The sequence below is a fragment of the Allobosea sp. TND4EK4 genome (genome assembly GCF_900156025.1).
GTDB lineage: Bacteria > Pseudomonadota > Alphaproteobacteria > Rhizobiales > Beijerinckiaceae > Allobosea.
On the sequence record NZ_FTMO01000001.1, the window covers coordinates 300,414 to 316,623 of the forward strand.

The 16,210-nt window shown below is 67.3% G+C and carries 15 protein-coding genes; 7 read left to right on the forward strand and 8 right to left on the reverse strand.

The features are described from left to right. Positions 1 to 88: 88 nt before the first annotated feature. Entirely contained in the window at positions 89 to 844 is a 756-nt protein-coding gene (locus tag BW981_RS22895) for a hypothetical protein (RefSeq protein WP_076435561.1), read from the reverse strand. A gap of 207 nt (positions 845 to 1,051) precedes the next feature. Here BW981_RS22895 and BW981_RS22900 point away from each other — a divergent pair, with 207 nt between their 5' ends. Both BW981_RS22900 and BW981_RS01395 read left to right on the forward strand, forming a co-directional pair. Next, positions 1,052 to 1,507: a DUF4142 domain-containing protein gene (locus tag BW981_RS22900; protein ID WP_076435563.1), complete on the forward strand. Its 456-nt coding sequence runs from the start codon at positions 1,052 to 1,054 to the stop codon at positions 1,505 to 1,507. Between the two features lie 82 nt (positions 1,508 to 1,589). Next, positions 1,590 to 2,714 (forward strand): zinc-dependent alcohol dehydrogenase family protein, encoded by a 1,125-nt coding sequence (locus BW981_RS01395; protein ID WP_076435565.1) that lies wholly within the window; start codon positions 1,590 to 1,592, stop codon positions 2,712 to 2,714. Positions 2,715 to 2,773: 59 nt separating this feature from the next. On the opposite strand, the gene BW981_RS01400 is transcribed toward BW981_RS01395, so the two are convergent. Next, the gene (locus BW981_RS01400) at positions 2,774 to 4,207 is read right to left on the reverse strand and encodes an aldehyde dehydrogenase family protein (RefSeq protein ID WP_076435567.1); all 1,434 of its coding nucleotides are present in this window, start codon (positions 4,205 to 4,207) and stop codon (positions 2,774 to 2,776) included. 275 nt (positions 4,208 to 4,482) lie between these two features. Here BW981_RS01400 and BW981_RS01405 point away from each other — a divergent pair, with 275 nt between their 5' ends. Next, positions 4,483 to 6,432 carry a bifunctional 2',3'-cyclic-nucleotide 2'-phosphodiesterase/3'-nucleotidase gene (locus BW981_RS01405; protein WP_244560179.1) on the forward strand — a complete coding sequence of 650 codons (1,950 nt, stop codon included), beginning with the start codon at positions 4,483 to 4,485 and terminating at the stop codon, positions 6,430 to 6,432. A 21-nt stretch (positions 6,433 to 6,453) separates the two neighbouring features. Here BW981_RS01405 and BW981_RS01410 read toward each other — a convergent pair whose 3' ends face one another. After that, complete coding sequence (locus BW981_RS01410) at positions 6,454 to 7,191, reverse strand: SIMPL domain-containing protein (RefSeq protein ID WP_076435570.1); 738 nt, start codon at positions 7,189 to 7,191, stop codon at positions 6,454 to 6,456. A 183-nt stretch (positions 7,192 to 7,374) separates the two neighbouring features. Here BW981_RS01410 and BW981_RS01415 point away from each other — a divergent pair, with 183 nt between their 5' ends. Beyond that, positions 7,375 to 7,926: a cytochrome b gene (locus tag BW981_RS01415; protein WP_076435572.1), complete on the forward strand. Its 552-nt coding sequence runs from the start codon at positions 7,375 to 7,377 to the stop codon at positions 7,924 to 7,926. Positions 7,927 to 8,036: 110 nt separating this feature from the next. Here the strand turns inward: BW981_RS01415 and BW981_RS01420 are convergent, their stop codons facing one another. From BW981_RS01420 to ccrA, 3 genes are all read right to left on the reverse strand, one after another. Then, positions 8,037 to 9,719, reverse strand: a complete 1,683-nt coding sequence (locus BW981_RS01420; RefSeq protein WP_076435574.1) for an acyl-CoA dehydrogenase family protein — start codon at positions 9,717 to 9,719, stop codon at positions 8,037 to 8,039. Between the two features lie 83 nt (positions 9,720 to 9,802). After that, positions 9,803 to 10,681 (reverse strand): DMT family transporter, encoded by an 879-nt coding sequence (locus BW981_RS01425; RefSeq protein ID WP_083712091.1) that lies wholly within the window; start codon positions 10,679 to 10,681, stop codon positions 9,803 to 9,805. Between the two features lie 115 nt (positions 10,682 to 10,796). Then, on the reverse strand, positions 10,797 to 12,077 hold the full coding sequence (gene ccrA, locus BW981_RS01430; RefSeq protein ID WP_076435576.1) for a crotonyl-CoA carboxylase/reductase: 1,281 nt from the start codon (positions 12,075 to 12,077) through the stop codon (positions 10,797 to 10,799). A 192-nt stretch (positions 12,078 to 12,269) separates the two neighbouring features. On the opposite strand from ccrA, the gene BW981_RS01435 reads away from it, so the two are divergent. Continuing rightward, positions 12,270 to 12,572, forward strand: coding sequence for a hypothetical protein (locus BW981_RS01435; RefSeq protein WP_139333574.1), 303 nt, complete (start codon positions 12,270 to 12,272; stop codon positions 12,570 to 12,572). Positions 12,573 to 12,575: 3 nt separating this feature from the next. Here the strand turns inward: BW981_RS01435 and BW981_RS01440 are convergent, their stop codons facing one another. Continuing rightward, the gene (locus BW981_RS01440; RefSeq protein WP_076435580.1) at positions 12,576 to 13,508 is read right to left on the reverse strand and encodes a PLP-dependent cysteine synthase family protein; all 933 of its coding nucleotides are present in this window, start codon (positions 13,506 to 13,508) and stop codon (positions 12,576 to 12,578) included. A 102-nt stretch (positions 13,509 to 13,610) separates the two neighbouring features. Here BW981_RS01440 and BW981_RS01445 point away from each other — a divergent pair, with 102 nt between their 5' ends. After that, positions 13,611 to 14,030 carry a MarR family winged helix-turn-helix transcriptional regulator gene (locus tag BW981_RS01445; protein WP_076435582.1) on the forward strand — a complete coding sequence of 140 codons (420 nt, stop codon included), beginning with the start codon at positions 13,611 to 13,613 and terminating at the stop codon, positions 14,028 to 14,030. Positions 14,031 to 14,033: 3 nt separating this feature from the next. Here the strand turns inward: BW981_RS01445 and ubiG are convergent, their stop codons facing one another. Continuing rightward, positions 14,034 to 14,795, reverse strand: a complete 762-nt coding sequence (gene ubiG / locus BW981_RS01450) for a bifunctional 2-polyprenyl-6-hydroxyphenol methylase/3-demethylubiquinol 3-O-methyltransferase UbiG (RefSeq protein ID WP_076435584.1) — start codon at positions 14,793 to 14,795, stop codon at positions 14,034 to 14,036. A 140-nt stretch (positions 14,796 to 14,935) separates the two neighbouring features. Between ubiG and BW981_RS01455 the strand changes: the two genes are divergently transcribed. Then, positions 14,936 to 16,174, forward strand: coding sequence for an aspartate kinase (locus BW981_RS01455; protein WP_076435586.1), 1,239 nt, complete (start codon positions 14,936 to 14,938; stop codon positions 16,172 to 16,174). The last annotated feature ends 36 nt before the right edge of the window (positions 16,175 to 16,210 follow it).

The window sequence follows — 16,210 nt, forward strand, 5'->3', positions numbered from 1 at the left end:
CTTATCCCTGCCGACCACCATAAAGGGGTGGGGAGCAGACGCAACGCCGCAGATCGAACGCGCGTTCCTTAGAACTGTACCGACAGGGCTAACGGAGTGTGAAGGACAAATCCGCGAGCGGTGCCAGCCTGGTGACGACCTCGCCCTTGCCCGGCGAGAGCACGCCGCCGCAGAGGCTGCCGGTGGTGACGAGCTGGCCAGCCTTCAGCGGGCCGAGCCCCTCTTCCTTGCGGTTGGCCCAAGCCAGGAACGGCGCCATCGGGTCGCCATTGCCGTGGACGGCCGGCCGATCATAGATCGTCACGCCGTTGAGGGAGATGAAGCAGTCAAGGCCGGAGAGGTCGTCGAGCACGGTCTTCGGCAGCTCCTGCCCGACGAAATAGCCGCCATGTCCCATCGCATCCGTCAGCCAGAGCGGCATCGCGACATTACCGGACCAATTGGCGAGCCGGCTCTCGACAATCTCGATGCCCAGATAAGCCTTGTCGCAATGGTCGAGCAGTTCGGCTCGGGAATAGGGCTGCTGCGGCCGCAGCGGCACGTCGCGGACCAGGCGAAGCGCGATCTCGATCTCGACACGCAGCTCGGCACCTGTGGCACCCTCATAGGTCTCGCCGGCCGCAAGCCAGGGGCCGGGCATCAGGCCGCCGATGGCGGTTCCGTCCTCGGCGATCGCGACCTTCCAGCCGAGATCGGCGAAGCCCATGCGACGGCTGACATCGCGCTGGATGGCGAGGCCATCGGAGAGGGACGCCGGCACCGGCAGCTCGGCAATCTCAAGCAGCGTCCGCTCGCGGCGGGCGGTGACGAGCGCGTCGCGAATCGTCTCGGCGGTGGTCGGCATCGCGGTCCCTTCCCTGTCCGTGCCGTCACTCTGCAACCACGGCCTCTTCGCGCCCTGCTAGCCCAGCCGCCGCGATGTCACAAGGCGACCGCAGGCTGGGAGGGAACCAGGATCGGCGGAACGGGTTTCCCAGGGATGACCCGAGTTCTTCTCCCAACGGGCGGTTTATCGCGCGCTCTCGCAGGCTCCATCCTGGGCCTTACCCTGATGTTGACCGGAGCGTCGGCCCAATCGCCGCCATCCCCGCAGGATTTCGTCAAGACGGTCGCCGTCGCCAATATGTTCGGCGTCGGGTCGGCGACGCTGGCGCTCCAGAAATCGGATTCGGCGCCAATCAAGGACTACGCCCATCGCCTTGCCGACGAGCACGCCAAGGCGGCGAGCAGCCTGCGGCGCGTCGTGGCCAAGCGTTCCGACATGGCCTTGCCGGACCGTCCCGATAGCGCCCATCTCGATCTGCTCACCGACCTTTCCAACCGGCAGGGCGCCGATTTCGATAAGGCCTATGTCTCGGCGCAGAGCGGGTCTCACCATCAGATCGCGCAGATCGTCGCGGCCTATGCGCGCGACGGATCCGACGCCGAGATCAAGGCCTTCGCCACGCAAGCGCTGCCGACTTTCGAGAAGCTGGACGCCGAGGCGCAGCGGCTCGCTGCGCGCTGACCGGACCTTTTCGACCTTCGAGGGCTTTGACAGCCGGACGGCGAACTGTCGGGATAGGCCCATCTGCCTGGAGCCTGCCCCGATGAAGATTCGCGCCGCCGTCCTTCATGCCAGCCCGGTCGCTGCCCCTTATGCGCAGAGCCGGCCGTTGCGGATCGAGGAACTGGATCTGGCGCCCCCCGGCCGCGACGAGGTGCTGGTGCGGGTGCGCGCAGCCGGCCTCTGCCATTCGGACCTCTCCGTGATCGACGGCAACAGGTTGCGGCCCGTGCCCATGGTGCTCGGCCATGAAGCAGCCGGCGAGGTCGTGGAGACGGGCGACGGGGTCCACGACCTGAAGCCCGGCGACCGCGTGGTGATGGTGTTCGTGCCCTCCTGCGGCCATTGCGGCCCCTGCGCGGAAGGACGCCCGGCGTTGTGCGAGCCAGGCAATGCCGCCAATGGGCGCGGCGAGATGCTCGGCGGCGGGCGACGGCTTTCCTCCGGCGGGGAACCAGTCCATCACCATATCGGCGTCGCCGCCTTCGCAGAGCACGCTGTGGTGTCACGGCGCTCGCTGGTGAAGGTCGAGGCCGACATCCCGCATGAGATCGCGGCCCTGTTCGGCTGCGCGGTCCTGACCGGGGTCGGCGCCGCGGTGAATACCGCACGAATCAAGGCCGGCGAAACCGTTGCCGTGGTGGGGCTCGGGGGCGTGGGCCTGTCGGCCCTGCTCGGCGCGATCGCCTGCGGCGCCTCCCGCGTCGTTGCGGTCGATCTCGCCGAGGACAAGCTGAAGCTCGCCCGGGACCTCGGCGCGACCGACGTCTTCAATGCCGGCGATGCGGATGCCGTCGATGCCATTCGTTCCGAGACCGGCGGGGGCGTCGACCACGCGCTGGAGATGGCCGGTTCGGTCAAGGCGCTCGACCTCGCCTATCAGATCACCCGGCGCGGCGGCACGACCACGACCGCCGGCCTCGCCAACCCCACGCATACGCTGTCGCTGTCGCCGACCCGGCTGGTGGCCGAGGAGCGGACGCTGAAGGGCTCCTATGTCGGCTCCTGCGTGCCGTCCCGCGACATTCCCCGCTTCATCGATCTCTACCGGCGCGGCCGGCTGCCGGTGGACAGGCTCTGGACCAGCTCGGGCAGCCTCGACGACATCAACGAGGGCTTCGACGCGCTGAACGAGGGGCGGACCATCCGGCATATCGTGCGGATGTGAGGCAAGCTGTCATTCCGGGGCGCCCGCAGGGCGGACCCGGAATGACAGCGGCAGGCCTATCACCCGTGCTTGTGCACGATGGTCTTCGTCACAGCGAATTCCTCCAGCGCGATGAAGCCCTTCTCGCGGCCATGGCCGCTCTTGCCCGTGCCGCCGAAGGGCAGTTCGATGCCGCCGCCGGCGCCGTAGCCGTTGATGAAGACCTGGCCGGCGCGAACGCGCTTGGCGACGCGCTGCTGGCGCCCGCCATCCTTCGTCCAGACCGCGGCGACGAGGCCGTAATCGGTGCTGTTGGCGAGCTTGATCGCATCCTCCTCGTCCTGAAAGGGGAAGGTTCCGAGCACCGGGCCGAAGACCTCCTCCTGCTCCAGCCGGTTGCCGCGCGGCACCGGGCCGAACAAAGTCGGCTGCACATAGAAGCCGCCATTGGGAACGCCCTGGGCGATCTTGCCTTCCGCGAGCACGGGAATGCCGGCCTCGCGGCTCTGCTGCACAAAGCTCTGCACGCGGCTGCGCTGCTTGGCGTTGATGACCGGGCCGCAGTCGAGGTCCATCTGCGGTGTGCCGGCCTGCAGCTTCGAGAAGGCCTTCGCGACCTCGGCGACGACGTCGTCATAGATCGACTGCTGGATCAGCAGGCGGCTGCCGGCCGAGCAGGTCTGCCCGGTGTTCTGAACGATGGCCTTGCAGGCGATCGGCACGAAAGCCTCGATATCGGCGTCCTCGAAGACGATCTGAGGCGACTTGCCGCCGAGTTCGAGCGTGCAGGGGATGAGATGCTCGGCGCAGGCATGCTGCACCATCTTGCCGACCTCGGGCGAGCCGGTGAAGGACATGAAGCCGATGCCGGGATGGGCGGAGAGCGCGGCACCCGCCTCATGCCCCCTGCCCGCCACGATGTTGATCGCCCCGTCGGGGAAGCCGACCTCGCTCGCCAGTTCGGCGAGGCGGAAGGCGGTGGCGCAGGCGTCCTCGGCAGGCTTCAACACCACGGCATTGCCCATGGCGAGCGAGGCCGTGAGCGAGCGGCCGATCATCTGCGCCGGATAGTTCCAGGGCAGGATATGGCCGGTGACGCCATGCGGCTCATGGACGACGCTGACGTGATAGCCGTTAAGGAAGGGGATGACGTGGCCGTGGACCTTGTCGGCCGCGCCGCCATAGAACTCGAAATAGCGGATGGTCGCGTCGATGTCGGCGCGGGCCTGGGTTATCGGCTTGCCGGTGTCGCGGGCCTCCAGCCCTGCCAGCTCGTCGAAGTGATCCTGGACCTTGAAGGCGAGCTTCGAGATCAGCCTGCCACGTTCGGCCGCCGTCAGCCGCCCCCAGGCGCCGTCGAAGGCGGCGCGGGCGGCGCTGACCGCAGCGTCGATATCGGCGGCGTTGCCGCAGGCGATACGGGCGAATTCCTCGCCCGTCGCCGGGTCGAGCTTGGCGAGGGTTTCTCCGGTCTGGCCAGCGACATAGCGGCCATTGATGAAGTGCTGATTCATGTTCGCTCCCGATCGCTGTTCGCCAGCGCCGCCTTGGGCGGATCGGGCGGCAAGCTGACGGGAGAGCCGCTTCGGCGCAAGCCCCGCTCATGCATTGCCGATCCCACCGCCGGCATTTGACAGGGCTGAGCAGGCTGCCGCTTCGGCAGGCCCGTTCTGCGCTGGGGAGGCGCCCGGGCACTGTCACGGGCGCGCCGCAATGCTAAAGCAACGAGGCCACTCGCCTCATTCACGGCCGCAGCCTCGGAGTGACCGGCATGCCAGAGGATCGCCGCATGAGCCGCCGCGAGACGTTGCAGGGCGGGGTCGCGCTCGCGGCCGGAGCCGCCCTGCTCCCGGCCGGATTCGCGCAGCCTGCGAAGGCCGCTGCCCCGCGGCTCAAGCTGCGGGTGCTGGAGACGACCGACATCCACGTCAATGTCGTGCCTTACGACTATTTCCGCGACGGGCCGGAAGACACGGTCGGCCTCGCGAAGACGGCGAGCCTGGTCAAGGCGGCGCAGGCGGAGACCAAGAACAGCCTGCTGTTCGACAATGGCGACTTTCTGCAAGGCTCGGCGCTGGGCGACTACATCGCCTACAAGAAGGGGCTGAAGGCGGGCGAGACGCACCCGATGATCGCCGCGATGAACACCCTGCCCTATGTCTGCGGCACGCTCGGCAATCACGAGTTCAATTACGGGCTCGAATTCCTCGACCACGCGCTGGGCAAAATCGAGTTTCCGATCGTCTGCTGCAATGTGGAGCGCGTCGGCGGCGGCAATCTGGTCGATGCCTGGCGGCTGTTCGAGCAGAGCTTCGAGGACGAGGCGGGCGAACGCCATGTCCTGCAGATCGGCGTGATCGGCTTCGTGCCGCCGCAGATCATGCAGTGGGACAAGGCCCATCTGGAAGGCAAGGTGACCGCGCTCGACATCGTCGCGGCGGCCGAGAAGCATATGCCAGATCTGCTCGATGCGGCGCCGGACCTCGTCATCGCGCTCTGCCATTCCGGCATCGCAGGCGGCGAACCGCACGGCATGGATGAGAACGCGGCGCTGCATCTGTCGCGCATCGCCGGCATCGACGTGATCCTGACCGGCCACCAGCACCTCGTCTTTCCGGGCGGGAAGGCCTTCGACGGCATTCCCGGCGTCGACAATGTCCGTGGCGCGCTCAACGGAAAGCCGGCCTGCCAGCCGGGGTTCTGGGGCTCCAATCTCGGCATCATCGACCTCGAGCTGGAGCGGAACGGCGACCGCTGGCGCGTGGCCGACTTCCATGTCGACCCAAAGCCGATCTTTGAGCGCACGCCCGACCGCAAGGTGGTGCCGAAAGCCAGCGCCGACGCCGCGATCCTCGCAGCCGTTCAGGCCGACCATGACGCGACCTTGAGCTATATGCGCGAGCCGGTCGGGGCCAGCGCCTCGCCGATCAACTCCTTCTTCGCGCTGGTGATGGACGACGCCTCGGTTCAGATCGTCGCCGATGCGCAGATCGCCTATGCCAAGCCGCTGATGGCGCAGACCGAATGGAAGGACCTGCCGATCCTCTCCGCGGCCGCGCCCTTCAAGGTCGGAGGGCGCGCGGGACCGGCCTACTTCACCGACATCCCGGCCGGGCCGCTGGCGCTGAAGAACGTCGCCGACATCTATCTGTATCCGAACACCGTGCAGATCGTGAAGGTCACGGGCGCGCAGGTCCGGGAGTGGCTGGAGCGTTCGGCCGGGATATTCAACCGCATCGATCCGGCCAAACGCGAGGAGCAGCCGCTCATCGATCCGGGCTTCCCCTCGTTCAATTTCGACATCATCGACGGCGTCACCTACGGGATCGACCTTACCCAGCCCTCGCGCTACGACCTCGACGGCAAGGTGAAGGCGCCGGACGCGCATCGCATTGTCGACCTCGCCTTTGACGGCAGGCCGATCGATGACGCAGCCTCCCTCCTCGTCGTGACAAACAATTACCGCGCCTCCGGCGGCGGCAATTTTCCCGGCACCAAGTCGACCGTCGTGCTGGAGGCGCCAGACCTCAACCGCGACGTGGTCGTGCGCTACATCATCGAAAAGAAGACCGTGGAGCCGAAGGCGGACGGCAACTGGGCTTTCGCCCCGCTGCCGCCCGACGTCAACGTCACCTTCCTGACCGCCCCGGTGGCCGCCGCCAGGCGCCCCGAGGGGCTCAAGGCGGAGCCGGCGGGCGATGGCGGCGGCGGCTTTGCGAAATGGCGGCTCATGGGCTGAACCGCCGATGCGCGAAAGCGATCAGCGCGCGATCTCGAACACCACGTTGACCTGCGTCTGGTAGGTATTCTCGCCGCTGGCGAGCGGCACCGCCTTGTCGGCCGCCATGCGCATCGGCGCCGCGGCATAAGGCATCGGGCGCGGTCCAGCCCCGCCTTCGCCGATCGACAGGACAGGGCCGAGCTTCACGCCGGCTGCCTCGACCAGCGTGCGCGCCTTCTCGATCGCGTCCGCGACCGCCCGCTTGCGCGCCTCCGTCATCACCGCCTTGGTGTCTTCCTTGACGAAGTTGATGCCTCCACCCTGGTTCACGCCGAGACCCACCACCTTGTCGATGATGCCACCCGCCTCGTCGAGCTTGCGGATGCGGACCGTCACCTCGTTGCTGACGGAATAGCCGATGATCTTCGGGTCCTGCGGCTTGTCGCGCGCTGGCTGCTGGTAACGTGGCTGAATGGTGAAGTTCGCCGTCTGCACATCGCGCTCGGCGATGCCGGCCGTTTTGAGCGCATCAAGCACCTGCTTCATCGCCATGCTGTTGGCGGCGAGCGCCGCCTTGGCCGTGTCGGCCTCGCGGATAACGCTCAGATTGACGATCGCCATATCCGGCGCGACCGAGACCTCGCCTTCGCCGGTGACGGTGATCCGCGGCAGCGGCCGCCGCGTTTCTGCATCCTGCGCCGAAGCCGGCAGCGCCGGCATCGCAGCGGCGGCGATCAGAGTGGTGGCCGCCAGGGCGGGAAGGAAGGGGGATGACATCGCGACTCCTCATCGACCAGCAGCCGGACCGCCGCCATCGCCAGAGCGACGCAGGAAGGTGGCGGAATTATCACGCGCCGAAGTCCTGCCCCGGCCGCGCCAGAACGCCACATGACCGGAATTTAACTTTGACCCCCGCGACGAGCCTCTTAGATTAGAACTACTCCAATCTAAGAGGCTGCCATGGCCGACATCGTCACGCTTTCCTCACACGGCCGTCGCTACGATGCGGTGGCCCGCTGCCTGCATTGGGGCATGGCGGGGCTGATTCTGGTCGCCTTCACGCTCGGACTGACCGTCGATCTCTTTCCGAAAAGCTGGGAAGGGGGCCTTGTCGCTGTGCACAAGGACATCGGCATCGGACTCATCGTGCTGGTCGTGCTGCGGCTGCTCTGGCGGTTGACGCATCGGCCGCCGCAGAGGGTCCAGCACACAGCGCTGGTCGGCACCGCCGCGAAGCTCGGCCATGCCGCGCTCTATGGGCTGATGGCGCTGGTACCCGTGATCGGCCTCGTCTACTCGATCCGGCAAGGGCAGAGCTTCGATTTCGGCCTGTTCGCCCTGCCGCCCTTCCAGGCCGCCGAACCGCGCGACATCACGCGCCCGATCCGCGAATGGCACGAATGGGCAGCCTATGCGCTGATCGGCCTCGCCGGGCTGCATGCGCTCGGGGCACTCTGGCACCATGTGATCCGCAAGGACGACACGCTGCGGCTGATGCTGCCGAAAGACTGAGGCCGGACCAACCGACGCCTGCTTGCCGCGCTGGCGTGCCCCGCCCCAAACTCCGCAAGAAGGGAGGGCGGCATGATGAGCCGGTTGTCAGGGACAACACTGGCTGAGCCTCACCCCTCCACCAGCCGCCGGGCGATGACCTGCGCCTGGATCTCCGCCGCGCCCTCGAAGATGTTGAGGATCCGGGCGTCGCAGAGCACGCGGCTGACCGGATATTCCAGTGCGAAGCCGTTGCCACCATGGATCTGCAGCGCGTTGTCGGCCGCTGCCCAGGCGACGCGGGCGCCGAGCAGCTTGGCCATCCCGGCCTCGAGATCACAGCGTCGCCCGGCGTCCTTCTCGCGGGCGGCGAAATAGGTGAGCTGGCGCGCGATCAGGATCTCGGCGGCCATCATGGCGAGCTTGTCGGCGACGCGCGGGAAGGCGACGAGCTTCTTGCCGAACTGCGTCCGCTCCTGCGCATAGCGCAGGCCGAGATCGAAGGCCGATTGCGCGACGCCGACAGCCCGCGCCGCCGTCTGGATGCGGGCGGCCTCGAAGGTCTGCATCAGCTGCTTGAAGCCCTGCCCCGGCTCGCCGCCGAGCAGGTTCTCGGCCTTCACCGCGAAGCCGTCGAAGGCCAGCTCGTATTCCTTCATCCCGCGATAGCCGAGCACCTCGATCTCGCCGCCGGTCAGCCCCTCGACGGGGAACGGCTCGGCATCGCTGCCGCGCGGTTTTTCCGCGATCAGCATGGACAGGCCCTTATAGCCGGGCTCGGCCGGGTCGGTGCGGACCAGCAGGGTCATGATGTCGGCACGGACGGGATGGGTGATCCAGGTCTTGTTGCCGGAGACCTTCCAGACAGCCGCCTCCCCCTCGCCCTGCTTCACAGCCTTGGTGCGCAGCGAAGCGAGGTCGGAGCCCGTGTTCGGCTCGGTGAAGACGGCGGTCGGGAGAATCTCGCCCGAAGCGATCTTCGGCAGCCAATGCTGCTTTTGACCGTCGGTCCCGCCGCAGAGGATCAGTTCGGCCGCGATCTCGGAGCGGGTGCCGAGCGAGCCGACGCCGATATAGCCGCGCGACAATTCCTCCGAGACGACGCACATCGAGACCTTGGACAGGCCCATGCCGCCGAATTCCTCGGGGATCGTCAGCCCGAAGACGCCGAGCTCGGCCATCTTCTCGACGACCTCCATCGGAATGTAGTCGTTCTTGAGGTGCCACTCATGGGCGTGCGGCGTCACCTCGGCGGCGCAGAAGCGGCGCATCTCGGACCGGATCGCCTCCAGCGTCTCGTCGAGGCCGGGATCGCCGACGCTCGCGGTGCCGTCGCTCTGGCTGAAGAGCGCGACGAAGTGGGCGCGGTTCTCGGGCGTGTTGCCCCCGGCGATCAGCATCTCGACCGCCTCCGTGCGCGCAGCGGCGACGGCGCCGGCGGGCAAGCCGAGCGCCGGCAGGCGCACGATCTCGCCTTGGCTCATCGGGATGCCACCGAAAATCTGCGCGGCATACTCGCCCGCGCCGATGCGCAGGGCGGAATCCTCAACCGCGCCATAGCGGCCTTCCGCGTCCAGCCTTTCGCCATAGGCGGCGAGCTCACGCAGCGCCGTGACATAGGTCGCGAGCCAGGCGAGGCCGTGGGCAGCGTGCTGCTCGGCCTCGAGCCTGGCAGACGAAACGCGGCCCCCGTCGAGCACCTTGGCGCGGACAGCGGCCGTCGCCTCCGCCAGCAAGGCCTCGAAAGCCGGGAGGGCGGCCGTGATCAGCGCGACGGCATTCGCAGGAGCCTTGGCGGCGGCGTGGGCATTCATAAACGGCCTCCCTTGTTGCGACGCAGCATAACCGGGCGCCGGAGGAAACCGAAATCAGCCTTTCGGCGAGGACGGTGCCACCGCTATTTCCGGCTGGCGAGCGCCACGCCGAGGATGGTCACCGCCATTCCGGCGACCTGCAACGCATTCAGGCTCTCGCCGAAGAGCAGCCAGGCCTCGACCGCCACCAGGGCCGGCACGAGATAGAGGAAGGTGACGATCCGGGAGACCTCGCCTTTGCGGATCATCAGCAAATAGAGCCAGATCCCCCCGATCGAGAGCACGATGACCGACCAGGCGAGCACCAGCGCCATGGTGAGGTTCCATTCGATCCGCATCGGCTCGAACGCCAAGGCCAGCGGCAGCACCACGAGCGCGGCGGCGACGTACTGGATCGCCGTCATGGTCCGCAGATCGCCCGAGATCACCCGCGCCTTCTGGTAGAAGGAACCCAAGGTCACGGCGAACATGCCGGCGACGTTGATCAACATCGGCAGGAGCACGCCCAGGAGAGCAGCCGGTGGAACATGGGCGAGCTGCGGCTGCAGGACCAGCGCGATACCGACGAAGCCGCAGGCGATGCCGAGCCAGCGGACGGCGGAAATGCGCTCGCCGAGAATGAGCGGCGCGAACAGGGCGGTCAGGATCGGCTGGAGGCCTGCGATGAGCCCGGAGATGCCGGCCGGAAGCCCGTGGCGCACCGCCCACCAGACGCCGGCGAGGTAAAGCCCATGCAACAGCATGCCGGTGATGGCGATGTCGATCACCGCGCGCCGCCCGCGCGGCCAGGGCGCGCCGCTCGCCAGCGCCAGCCCGGCCAGCAGCAGGGCCGCCAGGCTGAAGCGTACGAAGAGAAAGGTCAGCGCGTCGGCATAGCGGGCCGAATAACCGGCCACCACCCATCCCGTGGACCACAGGAAGGTGAAGACCAACGGCATGGCGCGGACGAAGATTGGCGGCATGATGGCCCGCTCGATGATGAAAAGCGGGCCTGTCTAGCCATGTTCGGCCGGGCGAGACAGGGGCCGGGCGCCGAAGCGCCATGTCCTGTGCGGGGGAATGATCGCTGCGCCGCCCTCAGCCGCCCAGCGCCTCCACCACATCCTCATAAGTGCGCAGGCCCGTGCGCGGCGCATAGACCAGCACCGACATGTTGCCGGGCGCATGCTCGTTCTTCCACATCTTGTGATGGGCCAGAGGGATCTTGTCCCAGGGGAAGACCTCCGACATGCAGGGGTCGATGCGGCGGTCGATGACGAACTGGTTGGCGGCGCTCGCCTGCTTGAGATGGGCGAAATGCGAGCCCTGCACGCGCTTCTGCCGCATCCAGACATAGCGGGCGTCGAAGGTGATGTTGAAGCCGGAGGTGCCGGCGCAGAACACCACCATGCCGCCGCGCTTCGCCACGAGGCAGGAGACCGGAAAGGTCGCCTCGCCCGGATGCTCGAAGACGATGTCGACATCCTTCTTTCCGGTGATGTCCCATATCGCCTTGCCGAACTTGCGCGCCTCTTTGGTCCAGTCGTTGTATTCGGGCGAATTGACCTTGGGCATCTGCCCCCAGCAGTGGAAGTCCTTCCGGTTGATCACGCCCTTGGCACCGAGGCCCAGCACATAGTCGCGCTTGGTCTCGTCCGAGATGACGCCGATCGCGTTGGCGCCCGACGCGGCGCAAAGCTGCACGCCGAAGACCCCGAGGCCGCCGGACGCGCCCCAGACGAGGACGTTGTCGCCCGGCTTGATGGTGTGCGGGGCGTGGCCGAAGAGCATGCGGTAGGCGGTGGCGAGCGTCAGCGTGTAGCAGGCGGCTTCTTCCCAGGCGAGGTGCCGGGGCTTCAGCATCAACTGCCGCGACTGAACGCGGCAGAACTGGGCGAAGGAGCCGTCCGGCGTCTCGTAACCCCAGATGCGCTGGCTGGAGGAGAACATCGGGTCCCCGCCATTGCACTCCTCGTCATCGCCGTCGTCCTGGTTGCAATGGACGATGACCTCGTCGCCGACCTTCCAGCGCTTCACCTTGGAGCCGACCGCCCAGACGATGCCGGCGGCGTCGGAGCCCGCGACGTGGAACGGCGCCTTGTGAACGTCGAAGGGGGAGATCGGCTGGCCGAGGCCGGCCCAGATCCCGTTGTAGTTGACGCCGCCGGCCATCACGAGGAGCAGGACCTCCTCCTCGCCGATCGACCAGGTCGGCACCACCTCGACCTGGAAGCTGTCCTGCGGCGGCCCATGGCGGTCACGCCGGATCGCCCAGGCATACATATTCGCGGGCACATGCCCAAGCGGCGGCAATTCGCCGAGCTCGTAGAGGTCCTTGGGCTTGCTGCGGGACTGCGCGGCGGGCTGCGGCTGCGGCATCGTCGTCTCCCTTATGCCCGCCTTTCCGGAATGGCGGTGGCGGTTTGGAAACCGATTGATGCATCTTATGTTGCACCGCGCCATTGTCCGAAGGAAGCATGCCGCAGCGCGAAGACCGGGAACCTCGCCTTTCGTTACGCAATGGCGAGATGACAGCGTATGGTCGGCTGCGCGGCGCTAGGAATTCAAGCGATGCACACTGTTCTGACAATGGTGGGGCTGCCAGAGCCCCCACTCCCCTTTTTGATCCTGATGCTGGCCATACTGAGCCTCGCCGTCCTGCTGTTCGGCTGGATCGCGGATCTGCTCCTCGGGTCAGCCGCGTTCGGGACCCTGATGAACAGCATGATCGTGCTGGTGGGGGCCTTCGCCGGCGCCTGGCTCTGGCAGCGCTACGGTGTCCCGACGCGGTTTCCCGCCGAGGTCGTGCGAACTGTGATCGCAACCGGCTCCGGGCTGCTGCTGCTGATCGGGATGGCCGTGATCCGGCCGTGACGGTCAGCTTTCGAGCCTCGCGGCGAAGCTGTTCAGGTATTTCATCCCGGTGTCGCACATCAGAGTGACGACGGTCGCGCCCGGGACGAGGCGTTCGGCCAGACGCAATGCGGCCGTGACATTGCCGCCGGTCGAGGTGCCCGCGAAAAGCCCCTCCTCCCGCGCCAGACGCAACGCCATCGCCGTCGCCTCATCCGTCGAGACCGGCTCGATGGCGTCGACGAGGTCGGCCCGCCAGAGCGGCACGACATAGCCGGCGCCGATGCCGTCGATCTTGTGCGCACCGGTCGGGCCGCCCGACAGCACCGCGGATTCGGCCGGCTCGACGGCCACCAGCGAGACCTTGGGATCACGCCTGAGCAATGCTTCGCCCGTCCCGCGCAGGGAGGCAGCCGTGCCGACGCTCTGGACGAAGCCCTCGATGCGACCGCCGGTCTGCTCCCAGATCTCATCCGCCAGCCGGTCATAGGCCGCGAGCTGGTCGGTGTTGCGCATCTGATCGGTCCAGAAGGCCCCCGTCTCGGCCGCGATGACGCGGGCCGCCTCGATCATGTCCTTCGTCAGCTTTTCGGTCATGCGGCCGGATTCGCTGGGGATGATCGTCAGCTCGGCCCCGAGCAGGCGCATATGAGTGAGTTTTTCGCGAGCGAAAGCGTCCGACGTGACGATGTGCAGGCGGTAGCCCTTCACCGCGCAGACCTGCGCGAGCGAAACGCCGGTGCTGCCGCCGGTGTATTCGACGACACTGCCCCCGGGCTTGAGCCGCCCATCGCGCTCGGCCGCCTCGATCATCGCCAGGGCCATCCGGTCCTTCATGCTGCCGGTCGGGTTTTCGCTCTCGATCTTCAGCAGGACTCGCGCGCCGTTCCTCGGCAAGATCCGGCGCAGCGGCAGGAGCGTGGTGCCGCCGATGCGGCTCAGAATGTCGATGGGCATGGCGGTCCCCGAAGGCAATTACATGTATATGCAATTATTGCATCTACATGTAAATTCCGATTCGCCATGAAGGGAGAGAGCAGATTGCGGGACGACGTACGGATGCTGGCCGCCAGCTGCGCCGGCTTGGCCATCCGGCAAGCCGCGCGGCGGGTCACGCAGTTCTATGAAGATGCGTTGCAGGACAGCGGATTGAGCGTCGCCCAACTCGGCCTCATGGCGGTTATCGCGACGAACGAGGACGACCGCATGGCGGCGCTGGCGGCGCGAGCCGGTCTCGATCCCTCGACATTGTCGCGCAATCTGAGAGGGCTGGAGCGCGACGGGCTGATCGAGATCGCGTCTGTGGAGAAGGACCTGCGCCGCCGCGCGGTCTGGCTGACGGAGAGCGGGCTCAGGCGCCTTCAAGGGGCCTTGCCGGCCTGGAAGGCCACCCAGACCCGGATCGCGGAGCTCTTCCCGGCCGATCTGCTGCAACGGATCGCAGTGGCAGGCGAAAAGCTCGCCGAGCGGGAAGATTGAACCTCAGGCCGCGCCACTCCGGCTGGCGGCGAGCATGTAGTTCACATCCATGTCGCGCGAGGCGCTCCAGCGGCCGGTCAGCGGGTTGAAGACCACGCCGGTCTGCGTGCCGATCGTGAAGCCGTTGCCCTCGATCGCTCCGCCGAGCTCCGATGGCGTCACGAATTTCTCCCAGTCATGCGTGCCCTTCGGCAGCCAGCGCAGCACGTATTCGGCACCGACGATCGCCAGCGCATAGGATTTCAGCGTGCGGTTGAGCGTCGCCATCACCAGCAGGCCATCTGGCTTCACCGCCGCGCAGCAGGCGGCGACGAAGGCCTCGACATCGGCGACGTGCTCGACCACCTCCATGGCCAGCACGATGTCGAAGCGCCTCCCCGCTTCCACGACGGCCTCGATCGTCTCCTGCCGGTAGTCGATCGCCAGCCCGGCGGCCTCGGCATGGGCCCGCGCCACCGCGATGTTCGTCGGCGCGGGATCAAGTCCCGTCACCTCGGCACCGAGCCGCGCCAGCGGCTCGCACAGAACGCCTCCGCCGCAACCGATATCGACCAGGCTGAGGCCGTCGAGCGCGCGCATGCGCTTGGGGTCGCGGCCGAAGCGGGCGCAGGCCTCGTCGCGGACGAAGCCGAGACGCACGGGATTGAACTTGTGCAGGACCGCCATCGGCCCCTTCGGATCCCACCAATCGCGGGCGATGGCCTCGAAGCGGGCGACCTCGGCAGGGTCGATCGTCGAACCGGTGCGTTCCGCCGTGGCTGCCATGAACCCGCTTCCTCTCCCATCCGGCCGCATTGACACCACGTCCGGGGCCCGTCATCTACACCCGCCCCGCGCGTCGCGCGAGGGCGACGTTTCGCCCCGGCCGCGCGGCCGGGGCTCCTATACGAGAGCCTGAAGCCATCATGGCCCGTCTGGTGATGAAATTCGGCGGCACCTCCGTCGCCACGGTCGAGCGGATCAAGAACGCGGCGCGCCACGTCAAACGCGAGTTCGACGCCGGCCATCAGGTCGCGGTCGTCGTCTCAGCCATGTCGGGCAAGACCAATGAGCTGGTGGCCTGGTGCAAGGAAGCCTCGCCGCTCTACGACCAGGCCGAGTACGACGCGGTCGTCGCCTCGGGCGAGCAGGTCACGTCGGGGCTGATGGCGATCGTGCTCAAGGAGATGGGCATCCCGGCCCGCTCCTGGCAGGGTTGGCAGATCCCGCTCTACGGCTCCGACGCGCATGGCGCGGCCCGGATCGTCGATGTCGACGGGGCCGGCATCATCGCGGGCTTCGATCGCAATCGCGAGGTCGCGGTCTGCTCCGGCTTCCAAGGCGTGCATGCCGAGACGCGCCGCATCGTGACGCTCGGGCGCGGCGGTTCGGACACCAGCGCGGTCGCGCTCGCCGCGGGCCTGAAGGCGGATCGCTGCGACATCTACACCGATGTGGACGGCGTCTACACCACCGACCCGCGCGTGGTGCCGAAGGCCCGGCGCATGGAGAAGGTCTCCTTCGAGGAGATGCTGGAGATGGCCTCGCTCGGCTCCAAGGTGCTGCAGGTGCGCTCTGTCGAGATCGCCATGACGCAGCGCGTGCCGACCTATGTGCGCTCCTCCTTCGACGACCCCGAAAACCCCAATCCTGGCACCCTCATCTGCGACGAGGACGACATCGTGGAACAGCAGATCGTCACCGGCATCGCCTTCTCCCGGGACGAAGCCCAGATCACGCTCCGGCGCGTGGCCGACAAGCCCGGCGTCGCAGCGACGATCTTCGGCCCGCTGGCCGACGCCAACATCAATGTCGACATGATCATCCAGGTCGTCTCGGATGACCAGGCGACCACGGACATCACCTTCACCGTGCCGACGGCCGATTACGAGCGCGCCCGCACGCTGCTGGAAAGCAAGCGCGACAGCATCGAGTACCAGGATATCCAGGGCGCGACCGATGTGGTGAAGGTCTCGGCGATCGGCATCGGCATGCGCTCCCATGCCGGGGTCGCCGCCCGCGCCTTCCGCGCGCTCGCCGAAAAGGGCATCAACATCCGCGCCATCACCACCTCCGAGATCAAGTTCTCGGTGCTGATCGACGCTGCCTATACCGAGCTGGCGGTGCGCACGCTGCACTCGCTTTACGGGCTGGACGCGGCCTGAGGCGCTCCAGGCACCGGAACGCGAAAAAGGCCGCCG

Coding starts and splice junctions, on each gene's coding strand:
- BW981_RS01415 (WP_076435572.1), top strand. CDS start 7,375: ATGGCCGACATCGTCACGCTTTCCTCACACGGCCGTCGCTACGATGCG.
- BW981_RS01405 (WP_244560179.1), top strand. CDS start 4,483: ATGAGCCGCCGCGAGACGTTGCAGGGCGGGGTCGCGCTCGCGGCCGGA.
- BW981_RS01420 (WP_076435574.1), bottom strand. CDS start 9,719: ATGAATGCCCACGCCGCCGCCAAGGCTCCTGCGAATGCCGTCGCGCTG.
- BW981_RS01400 (WP_076435567.1), bottom strand. CDS start 4,207: ATGAATCAGCACTTCATCAATGGCCGCTATGTCGCTGGCCAGACCGGA.
- BW981_RS01440 (WP_076435580.1), bottom strand. CDS start 13,508: ATGCCCATCGACATTCTGAGCCGCATCGGCGGCACCACGCTCCTGCCG.
- BW981_RS01410 (WP_076435570.1), bottom strand. CDS start 7,191: ATGTCATCCCCCTTCCTTCCCGCCCTGGCGGCCACCACTCTGATCGCC.
- BW981_RS01425 (WP_083712091.1), bottom strand. CDS start 10,681: ATGCCGCCAATCTTCGTCCGCGCCATGCCGTTGGTCTTCACCTTCCTG.
- ccrA (WP_076435576.1), bottom strand. CDS start 12,077: ATGCCGCAGCCGCAGCCCGCCGCGCAGTCCCGCAGCAAGCCCAAGGAC.
- BW981_RS01455 (WP_076435586.1), top strand. CDS start 14,936: ATGGCCCGTCTGGTGATGAAATTCGGCGGCACCTCCGTCGCCACGGTC.
- BW981_RS22900 (WP_076435563.1), top strand. CDS start 1,052: ATGTTGACCGGAGCGTCGGCCCAATCGCCGCCATCCCCGCAGGATTTC.
- ubiG (WP_076435584.1), bottom strand. CDS start 14,795: ATGGCAGCCACGGCGGAACGCACCGGTTCGACGATCGACCCTGCCGAG.
- BW981_RS01445 (WP_076435582.1), top strand. CDS start 13,611: ATGCTGGCCGCCAGCTGCGCCGGCTTGGCCATCCGGCAAGCCGCGCGG.
- BW981_RS01395 (WP_076435565.1), top strand. CDS start 1,590: ATGAAGATTCGCGCCGCCGTCCTTCATGCCAGCCCGGTCGCTGCCCCT.
- BW981_RS22895 (WP_076435561.1), bottom strand. CDS start 844: ATGCCGACCACCGCCGAGACGATTCGCGACGCGCTCGTCACCGCCCGC.
- BW981_RS01435 (WP_139333574.1), top strand. CDS start 12,270: ATGCACACTGTTCTGACAATGGTGGGGCTGCCAGAGCCCCCACTCCCC.